This window comes from Gordonia sp. 852002-50395_SCH5434458, from assembly GCF_001665905.1.
Taxonomy (GTDB): Bacteria; Actinomycetota; Actinomycetes; order Mycobacteriales; family Mycobacteriaceae; genus Gordonia; species Gordonia jacobaea.
On record NZ_LZTC01000018.1, the window covers coordinates 110,000 to 119,327 of the forward strand.

The 9,328-nt window shown below is 65.3% G+C and carries 6 protein-coding genes, 1 tRNA gene and 1 pseudogene; 5 read left to right on the forward strand and 3 right to left on the reverse strand.

Features of this window, described 5'->3' with window-relative positions:
* Window positions 1-125 precede the first annotated feature (125 nt).
* The 3 genes from A5785_RS03955 to A5785_RS23440 all read left to right on the forward strand — a co-directional run bounded on the left by A5785_RS03955 (window position 126) and on the right by A5785_RS23440 (window position 3,495).
* On the forward strand, window positions 126-599 hold the full coding sequence (locus A5785_RS03955) for a cold-shock protein (RefSeq protein ID WP_064864654.1): 474 nt from the start codon (window positions 126-128) through the stop codon (window positions 597-599).
* On the forward strand, window positions 592-1,899 hold the full coding sequence (locus A5785_RS03960; protein ID WP_064864656.1) for a deoxyguanosinetriphosphate triphosphohydrolase: 1,308 nt from the start codon (window positions 592-594) through the stop codon (window positions 1,897-1,899). The genes A5785_RS03955 and A5785_RS03960 overlap by 8 nt, the downstream gene beginning before the upstream one ends.
* A gap of 306 nt (window positions 1,900-2,205) precedes the next feature.
* Window positions 2,206-3,495 (forward strand): PE-PPE domain-containing protein, encoded by a 1,290-nt coding sequence (locus A5785_RS23440; RefSeq protein ID WP_231894320.1) that lies wholly within the window; start codon window positions 2,206-2,208, stop codon window positions 3,493-3,495.
* A gap of 14 nt (window positions 3,496-3,509) precedes the next feature.
* Here the strand turns inward: A5785_RS23440 and A5785_RS03970 are convergent, their stop codons facing one another.
* A complete protein-coding gene (locus tag A5785_RS03970; protein WP_064864660.1) occupies window positions 3,510-5,747 on the reverse strand; it encodes a glycoside hydrolase family 3 C-terminal domain-containing protein in 2,238 nt (745 codons plus the stop codon).
* Window positions 5,748-5,890: 143 nt separating this feature from the next.
* Here A5785_RS03970 and dnaG point away from each other — a divergent pair, with 143 nt between their 5' ends.
* Window positions 5,891-7,810, forward strand: coding sequence for a DNA primase (gene dnaG, locus A5785_RS03975; protein WP_049698325.1), 1,920 nt, complete (start codon window positions 5,891-5,893; stop codon window positions 7,808-7,810).
* Between the two features lie 6 nt (window positions 7,811-7,816).
* Here the strand turns inward: dnaG and A5785_RS23445 are convergent, their stop codons facing one another.
* Window positions 7,817-7,975: a hypothetical protein gene (locus A5785_RS23445; protein ID WP_197494609.1), complete on the reverse strand. Its 159-nt coding sequence runs from the start codon at window positions 7,973-7,975 to the stop codon at window positions 7,817-7,819.
* A 499-nt stretch (window positions 7,976-8,474) separates the two neighbouring features.
* Between A5785_RS23445 and A5785_RS03980 the strand changes: the two genes are divergently transcribed.
* Window positions 8,475-8,551 (forward strand) — tRNA-Ile (locus tag A5785_RS03980).
* An 11-nt stretch (window positions 8,552-8,562) separates the two neighbouring features.
* On the opposite strand, the pseudogene A5785_RS03985 reads toward A5785_RS03980, so the two are convergent.
* Window positions 8,563-9,258, reverse strand: a pseudogene (locus A5785_RS03985) (DUF418 domain-containing protein); the annotation flags it as partial.
* Window positions 9,259-9,328: the final 70 nt, after the last annotated feature.

Here is a 9,328-nt window from a genome sequence, read left to right on the forward strand (position 1 = left end):
GTCTGCGGTTCGCCAGTCGGTCGTTGGGTAGGCCTGACCTGCGGTGGTCTGTCACAATTGAGAAGAGTTGCCGTGCGCGGTCGGACACGGGGTCCGACCGGGCGGCGAGGAGAGTGAGTGGAGTCGTGGCGGTCAGCGGGAAAGTTGTTCATTACGACACGAACAGAGGATTCGGATTCTTGGCTCCGGAGTCCGGCGGTGCCGATGTGTTCTTGCACATCAATGACATCGATATCGACGAGGATTCGCTGAAGCCGGGCGCCAAGGTCTCGTTCGACATCGAGGAAACCGACCGCGGAGCCAAGGCGGTCAACGTCGCGGTCACCGAAGAAGCGCCCGCCGACGAGTCGGGATCGGGGCGCCCACATCGTCGTGATTCACACGACCACCACGGTCGGTCGCACGGTTCCGACCGCTCGCACGGAGCCGACCGTCGACGTCCCCGTGGAGGCGGCGGGTCACTCGATGCAGCGGCATTCACCGAGGAGATCACCGAACTGCTCCTCGACGCCTCCGGTGACCTGACTGCCAAGCAGATCGTCGCCATCCGTCAGCGCGTCACCGACTTCGCGGTCGGTCGGGGCTGGGTGCTTGACTAGTACCCCGCTCTCTGGCCTGACCGGTATACCTCCGACTGCTGAGTACGGCGAGGAGGCTGTCGAGCGCATCGTTCGTGAGGGCGCGAAGACAGCCAGCCTGCCCGGTACCAGGACAGATCACCGCAGTGAGTACGCGCGCGACCGTGCGCGCGTACTCCATTCGGCCGCATTGCGTCGGCTTGCGGACAAGACCCAGGTCGTCGGACCACGCGAGGGTGATACTCCGCGCACCCGCCTCACGCATTCGCTCGAGGTGGGACAGATCGGACGCGGCATCGCGATCGGTCTCGGCTGCGAGCCCGATCTCGTCGAACTCGCCGGTCTCGCTCACGACATCGGGCATCCGCCGTACGGACACAACGGCGAACGAGCGCTCGACGAGGTTGCCGTCGACATCGGCGGGTTCGAGGGCAACGCGCAGAACCTGCGCATCCTGACTCGACTCGAACCGAAACTGCTCGACGCCGACGGTGCTTCCGCGGGCCTGAACCTGACCCGCGCGTCGCTGGACGCCACGCTCAAGTACCCGTGGCTGCGCCGGCCACCGGCCCGCAAGTTCGGTGCCTACGACGACGACGCTGACACCCTCGCGTGGGTTCGCAAGGGTGCGCCGGGCGATCGGCAGTGCATCGAAGCACAGGTCATGGACTGGTCGGACGACGTCGCATACTCGGTGCACGACCTTGAAGACGGGGTCATCGCCAACCGTATCGATCTCCGGTCACTCGGCGACCCTGACGATCAACGCACGCTGGCGGAGATAGGTGTCGCGGAGTTTCCCGAGCTGGAACCGGAACCGCTGATCGACGCCGCGGGCAGGCTCTCGCAAATGGACATCGTGCGTGTAGTAGGGGTGTTCGACGGCAGTCTCGACGCATCGGTGCGACTCAAGAGACTCACGAGCGAACTTATCGGCAGGTTTGCGTCCGCCGCCATCACGGGTACCCGCGAACAGGTCGGTGGGCGCTCGATCGCTCGCTACGACGCCGATCTGACGGTGCCGCCGCTGATCGCCGCCGAGGTCGCGATCCTCAAGACCTTGGCGCTGCGATTCATCTTCTCCAACGAACGCCACAAGTCGCACCAGGCCCGCCAACGCGAGCGTATCCACCGAGTCGCGGGATGGTTGATGGCCGCGGCTCCTGGCGGACTCGATCCGATCTTCGTCCCGACCTGGCAGGCCGCCGAGACCGACGCCGCGCGATTGCGCGTCATCGTCGATCAGATCGCGTCGATGACCGAGGGGCGCCTCGAGCGCATGGACAAGCAGAACTCCGGAGCCCAGGCGCACCTCGGCTGAGGTTCAGACTGGCCGGGCCTTGGCGTGCACCGGCACCCGGGAGCGCGCAGGACTCGGATGCGACCCAGAATCGGGATACGCCAGGGTTTCAGAATGTATCGACTAGTTGCGTGTGCATTGTGATTCGCCGCGGTTTGTACAAGCGGATTCTTACGGTATCTGGGTTCAGTGAATTTATTGACGTAAAAGGCAATTCCAATTCGGATTAACGCGCGTCTGGTTCGCTATCTATGCGTACAGTTTGTTTTGGGAGACCTCCGGGGGCTGTCGAAAGGAATGACGCGGATGGCCCGCCTCCGGAGTCGATTGAGCAACACTGGAATCATTGCATTCTTCGCCTGCAGCATGGTCAGTCTCGCGTTGTTCAGTGGTAGTCCGCGGGCGACTGCGGCGGTACTGCCGGCCCCGTCGTCGGACACATCGATTTACACGCTCGAACCACTCGACTACAACCTTTTTCCCGTGATGAAAACGCTGTTGCGGGGAGCGTGTCTGAAAGCTGAACCGAACTGCACGAAGATCTGGACTCCGGCAGCGCTTGACCCGTCGCATCTGCGGGGAGTCCTCGGCGAGGTTGGTCCGATCTCGATCGGCGCCTTCGCGCTCGACGCTGCGTTTCGTAGCGACGGCGACAAGAACGTCGTGGTTCTCGGGTACTCACAGGGCGGCCAGGTCGCGGCATTCTGGCTGCGCAACCTGAGCCAGAACGCATCCTCGTACGCGCCGCCGTCGACGACGTCGTTTCTGCTCGTTGGCAACCCGGAGAACACCTACAGCCCGCCCTGGTTGCCGAAGACACCAACTGACACCGGCTACCAGGTCACCGAGTTGTGGCGGCAGTACGACGGGTGGGCGGATTGGCCGACGCACTTCAACCTCATCGCCTACGCGAATGCCATCGCAGGCATGTTGTACGTCCACCCGTTCGCCTATGTGGACGCCGATCCCGACGATCCGAACAATGTCAGGTGGACCGACGGCAACACCACCTACGTGATGATTCCGTCCCACGACCTCCCGCTGCTGCAGCCGCTGCGATTCATCGGACTCGGGTTTGTCGCAGACGCGCTCAACGATCCGCTCAAAAAGATCGTCGACAGCGCTTACGACCATCCGCAGAGCGCCTCCGACGTCGCAGCCCAAACGCCTTCCGCCACGGCGGCCGACGCGGCGGACTCTGGCGCCGCGACTGCGGCGGCACGCACGACCACGGGTCTGTCGAGAGCCGCAGCCACGTCCGAACCGCGAGCGACTGCCCCCGAATCCGCTGACACGACCGAATCCGCTGCCACGACCGAATCCTCGAGCACGCCCGAATCCTCGGACAGCTCTGGAACATCCGGGCCTGCAACCGAATCGAGCGTCGTGGAGTCGCCGCCCGCGTCACCGGTGCCGACCGAACCCGCTGTGCCCACCGAACCCGCTGTGCCGAGCAGTCCGACCGTGTCGAACGGAACGGAGGGGTCGGCCGGCTCCGAGGGCGCGACGACTGAGGGCGGGACGACTGAAGGCGCGACGACTGAGGGTGCGACGACAGGGGCGCCGTCCGAAGCTCCTGCCCGTGCGGCGGATGCCTCAGCGGCAGGTGGCGCGTAGCCGTCGATCGGCGACTACTCGGCGGATGAGTTTCCGGCGTCGACGTTGACGGCGTCGAGCTTCTCGGCCAGCGCCCTCTTGGTGACCGCGCCCGTGGTGAATTCGGGCAGTCTGTCGACAGGAACCGAGCCGATCATGGCCAGCAGTCCCGGTCCGTCGGCCTCGGTGACGTCGGGGAAGGAGCTCTTGACCAGGTCGGTCAACGCATCCTTGCCGCTGGGGACCGAAACCACCTCGGCGATGGTCGAATTGGTGGTCAGTGGGATGGTGATCTCGTCTCCCTTGACCTCGACATCGGCGTGCAGGCGGATATCGCGACTCGACGCTCCGACGTCGATCCGATACGTCGCGCCTTCGACGACGAAATCGTGGACGCGAACATCCCAGTACGCCAACACATCCCGCGGCACGCTGATGGTGACGCGCTGCTCTTCGCCGGCCTTGACGTCAACGCTGGCGAAGGCCTTCAGTTCGCGCACCGGTCGCGAGACGGACGAGGTCTCGATGCCAGAATAGACCTGCACGACCTCGCGTCCGTCGACGCTACCGACGTTCGCGATGGTGACCTCGACGGCCAGGCCGTCGGCGGTCTCGGTGACCGATAGGTTGCGGTAGTCGAAGTCGGTGTAGGACAAGCCATGTCCGAACGGATAGGAGAGGTTCATCTTGCGTGCGTCGTACCAGCGGTAGCCGATGAACAGTCCCTCGCCGTAGGTGACGTGCTGGAATTCGCCAGGAAAGTTCAGGTAGCTCGGGTTGTCTTCGTGGCGCAGCGGGATGGTCTCCGACAGTCGCCCGGACGGATTGACGCTACCGAACAGAACGTCGGCGATGGCGCCTCCGCCTGCCTGGCCGAGAAGCGCACCGTCGAGGATCGCGGGAGCGAGAAGCGGCGCGACGCGGAGCACTCCGCCGCGTGAGAGCACAACGGCCGTACGGGGATTCGCGGCCAGAACCGCCTCGGCGAGTTCGAGTTGATCGGCGGGAAGGTCGATGGTGGTCCTGTCGAATCCCTCTGACTCCTGGTGCTCGGCGAGCCCGAGGAACAGCACGACGTTGGTGGCCGATCGCGCCGCGGCGACGGCATCGGAAATGAGGTCGCTGCGGTTCTGGGAATCGTTGTCGTCGGTGGTGTAGCCGGCGGCGTAGACGACTTCCGAGCCCGCATGGCTCTTGATCTCGTCGAGCGGGATGTCGACCTTGGTGGCGTTGACCTTCGACGACCCGCCGCCCTGATAACGCGGTTGCGCGGCCATCGTGCCGATGACGGCCAGCGATTCGGAGGTGTCGAAGGGGAGGAGGTTGTCGTCGTTGCGCAACAACACGATTGCCTGGGCAGCGGCCTCGCGTGCCAGCGCGTGATGGGCGTCGACGTCGAATGTGCCGTTCTCCGAACGGATGTGCGGTGCTGCTCGTTCGACGAGCGCGATCATCCGGTCGGCAGACTCCTGCAGTGCCTGCGGGTCGAGGCGGCCGTCGTCCACGGCAGCCGCCACGTCGTCGTCGAGTTCGTCGCCCCCGAACGGCATCATCAGGTCGAGTCCGGCGGCCACCGAGCGGACACGGTCGACAACTGCGCCCCAGTCGCTGACCACCACGCCGTCGAACCCCCATGTGTCTCGCAGGATGTCGGTGAGCAGTTCGCGGCTCTCACTCGCGTGGACGCCGTTGATGCGGTTGTACGAGCACATCACCGTCCACGGTCGGGCGGTGCGGACGATGTGGCCGAACGCTCGAAGGTACAGCTCGTGCAGTGTGCGCTCGTCGATCGCGGCGCTCACCCGCATGCGATCGGTCTCCTGGTTGTTGGCCGCGAAGTGCTTGAGCGACGCACCCACGTCGACGCTCTGCACGCCGCGTACCCACGCTTCGCCGAATGCTGCCGAGAGAACAGGATCCTCGGAGTAGTACTCGAAGTTGCGGCCGCCGAGTGGGGAGCGTTTGAGGTTGATACCGGGGCCGAGAACGACCGAGACCTGGCGGGCGAGTGCCTCGGTGCCGATGGCTTTGCCGATGCGGGCGGCGAGGTCGGGGTTCCAGGTCTGGGAGAGTCCGACAGCGGGCGGGAAGCAGGTCGCGGGAACGCTCTCCGACAACCCGAGGGCGTCCGACGAGCCCTCTTGTTTACGCAGTCCGTTCGGGCCGTCGGTCATCGCGATCGACGGCAGGCCGCCTTCGGACTTGGTCTGCCAGAAGTTCTTGCCGCTGGTGAGTCGGGCCTGCTCTGCTGTGGACAACGACGGTGTAGCCATAGGTACTCCTCGGTGCGACGACTCGTGCCCCCCCGGTCTCGACCGTAGCCGATCCGTCGTCGCAAGCCGGGCGGGTTGGCGCCGGTCCGCGTGCTTGTGGATGTAGCGGACGACCGAACCGCCGAGGTCACTACACTGGGGACGTGGCAGGCCGAATTCCCGATCGTGACATCACGGCAATCCGTGAACAGACACGCATCGAGGAGATCATCGGCGACTACGTCGCGTTGCGTCCGGCAGGTGCGGACCGGCTCAAAGGGTTGTGTCCCTTCCACGACGAGAAGACGCCGTCGTTCCACGTCCGTCCGCATCACGGTCACTTCCACTGCTTCGGCTGCGGCGAGGGTGGCGACGTCTACAGCTTCTTGCAGAAGCAGGAGCACGTCAGCTTTGTCGAGGCCGTCGAGCAGCTCGCCGACCGGCTCGGGTATCAGATCCACTACGAGGGTGGCGGGACATCGGTCGCACGAGATCGCGGAACCCGTGCACGCCTGGTGGCCGCCAACGCCGCCGCGCAGAAGTACTACGCCGAGCAGTTGCGAACCCCCGACGCCCAGATCGCGCGCGACTACCTCACCGAACGGAACTTCGACGCCGCTGCGGCGTCGACCTTCGGTTGCGGGTACGCACCCGCAGGCTGGGACACGATGACCAAGGCGTTGTTGGCGCAGGGCTTCGAGTTCGCCGAACTGGAGGCGGCCGGCCTGTCCAAGCAGGGACGCAAGGGTCCCATCGACAGATTCCACCGCCGTCTGCTGTGGCCGATCCGCAATCTCGGCGGAGACATCATCGGTTTCGGCGCGCGCAAGCTGTTCGACGACGACAACCTCGGCAAATACATGAACACGCCAGAGACCATGCTGTACAAGAAGTCTCAGGTGTTGTTCGGACTCGATCACGCCAAGAAGAACATCGCCAAGAGTCACCAGGTCGTCGTGGTCGAGGGATATACCGACGTGATGGCGATGCATCTGTCAGGGGTGACGACGGCGGTCGCGTCGTGTGGCACCGCGTTCGGTGAGGATCACCTGGCGCTGATCCGTCGACTGATGATGGACGACTCGTACTTTCGCGGTGAGGTGATCTACACCTTCGACGGCGACGCGGCCGGAAAAGCCGCGGCGCTCAAGGCGTTTGAAGGCGAGCAGTCCATCGCCGGCCAGACCTTCGTCGCCATCGCGCCGGAGGGGATGGACCCGTGCGAGTTGCGGCAGAACAGGGGAGACGCCGCAGTCCGTGATCTGATCGCGCGTCGGGTGCCGATGTTCGAGTTCGCGATCAAGGCACTTCTGGCCGGGTTCGATCTGAACACCGCGGAGGGTCGCGTTCACGCCCTCCGCGACACGGTGCCGGTGGTGGCCCGGATCAAAGACGTGGCGCTGCGCGACGAGTACGCACGTCAGCTCGCGGGTTGGGTTGGCTGGGAAGAAGTCGGGCAGGTGCTCGCGCGAGTCCGTGAGGAGGGCGCGCGGGTCGCCCGGGTGAACGGACGTGCGTCGGCATCCGGGCGTGGACGACAGATGCGTCGTGATCGGCCCGAAGCGGAGAAGGCGCCGGGACCCGGGCGACCCAACCCGGATGACCCCCGCCTGTGGCCGCAACGCGAGGCGCTCAAGGCCGCACTGCAATACCCGGCCATCGCGGGCACCGTCTTCGATTCGCTGCCCGAGGAGTGCTTCACCGAACCCGCGTACACCGTCGTCCGAAATGCGATGTCGGCGTTGGGCGGCACGTCGTCGGGGATGGGCGGCACCGAGTGGATCGACGCCGTCAACCACGAGGTCGACAACCCCGTGGTCGGGCCGATGGTGACCGAACTCGCCGTCGAACCGATGCCGGTCAGCGAGCAGAACATCTCGCGCTACATCGGCAGTGTGCTCGCCCGACTGCAGGAGGTCTGGGTCGGCGCGCAGATCGCCGACATCAAGTCACGCCTGCGACGCATGGCCCCGGGCGATGATCCCGACGGCTATCACGCGGTATTCGGCGATCTCGTGGCGTTGGAGGCGTATCGACGCAGTCTGCTCGAGCAGGCCGTCGACCCTGTCGTCGACGTCGGATGACGGTGGTCAGGCGGCGTTGAGCCTGCCGCCGGGTCGCAGTTCCTCGGGGAACATCGGCCGGTGCGGGTCCTCGGAGTTGTATCGGCAGCCACCGGAGTACGTGTGGGTGCCTTCGCAGCGGTCGGGCGTGGGGCGCGGGCGTCCCCAGATGTGGTCTGCACTCATCGGCTCGCCTCCTCGGGCTCGGATAGTGGGCGACGGTGGCGCTGCGACAGCGAAGCGACCGGGATTCTCGGCTCGATGGCCTACCGAAAGTATGGGGCGACACCTGACCGGTCGGCCAGTTGACGCGAGGTTTCACTCGTGGTTGCGCGAATGTGGGTCGGGTCACCGGGCGGGCGGTTCGGCGCTCGGGGTTGGGCGGCTGCTCGGGTCCGGGGGCTCGCAGAAAGTAGGGGAAAGGACTCTTCCCGCAGTTGCTGACCGTTTCCCTGGAAGTTGTGCGGGGAAATCGAAGAGACCCGCGGAAAGAACGCTTCCCCTAGTTTCTGCGCCCCGGGACCGCGGCTCGACGTCGCGCGGCGCGGCTCCTCGGCTCCGCGGCGCCCGCAGGAAGTAGGGGAGAGAACCCCGTCGGGTATCGGCGGCAGGGCGACGGAGACGACCCGCGCGAGCCTCGGCGAGGAGGCCGTGCGGTAATCTGCCACCGGGCACGTGCCCGAACGGGGCGGTAGCTCAGTTGGTTAGAGCCGCGGACTCATAATCCGTAGGTCGCGGGTTCGAGCCCCGCCCGCCCCACCACATTTGGTGATTCAGTTGCGCACCCGTTCGCGCGTAGCACCACTGAGAACGTCATACCCGCGGTGCCACATCCATTCGAGCGGCCCGCGCTCGTGATGTGCCAGCCACAGGCGCGATCCCACCATCAGTAGTCCGGCGATCACGAGGAACAGCATCACGGTGACCGGGACAACCGTGGTGGAGTCGAGTTCGGCCGCAAGGCCGAGTCCCCATCCGTAGCAGACCGCGCCTGCGAGCGCGTTCTGCAGGACGTAACACGTCAGGGCGGTGCGTCCTACGGGAGCGAGTGCACGACCAATAGCACCGGGTGCACGTCCGTCGACGTAGAACTGTGCCACCCATGCCAGGATGCCGAACGCAACGATCGGGGCAAATCCGTAGCGGCCGAGGACGAGCCCGGCATCGCCTCCGAAGAGGCCTGCCGCAAAGTCGAGTGGCAACGCGATCGCGCCTGCGACCATCAGTCGACTCCGGAGCGCGGCACCGTGCGGTTCGAGCACACCCGCGCGCAGTAGTGCCGCTCCCGCGAGGAACAGCGCGATGGACATCGGCAGGATGAAGATGACTTCGCTTCTGAACAGCACCAGGTGTTCGGCACGGAAGGCGACGAGTTCGAAGAAGGAGCCATCGGCATACGGATTCGGTGAGAGTTGTTGTTGCGCAACGGTAGTAGGGGTAGTGGTGGCGAGCGCCCACACCACTAGTGTCGCGTGTCGTTAATTAGTTTATGGTTCGTGGTTTGAGAGAATTGGCTATGGCGAATTCTGCGGCCCCGGC

Excerpts from the sequence above, each read along its gene's own strand:
- A5785_RS03970 (WP_064864660.1), bottom strand. The coding sequence starts at position 5,747 with ATGGCTACACCGTCGTTGTCCACAGCAGAGCAGGCCCGACTCACCAGC.
- A5785_RS23445 (WP_197494609.1), bottom strand. The coding sequence starts at position 7,975 with ATGAGTGCAGACCACATCTGGGGACGCCCGCGCCCCACGCCCGACCGC.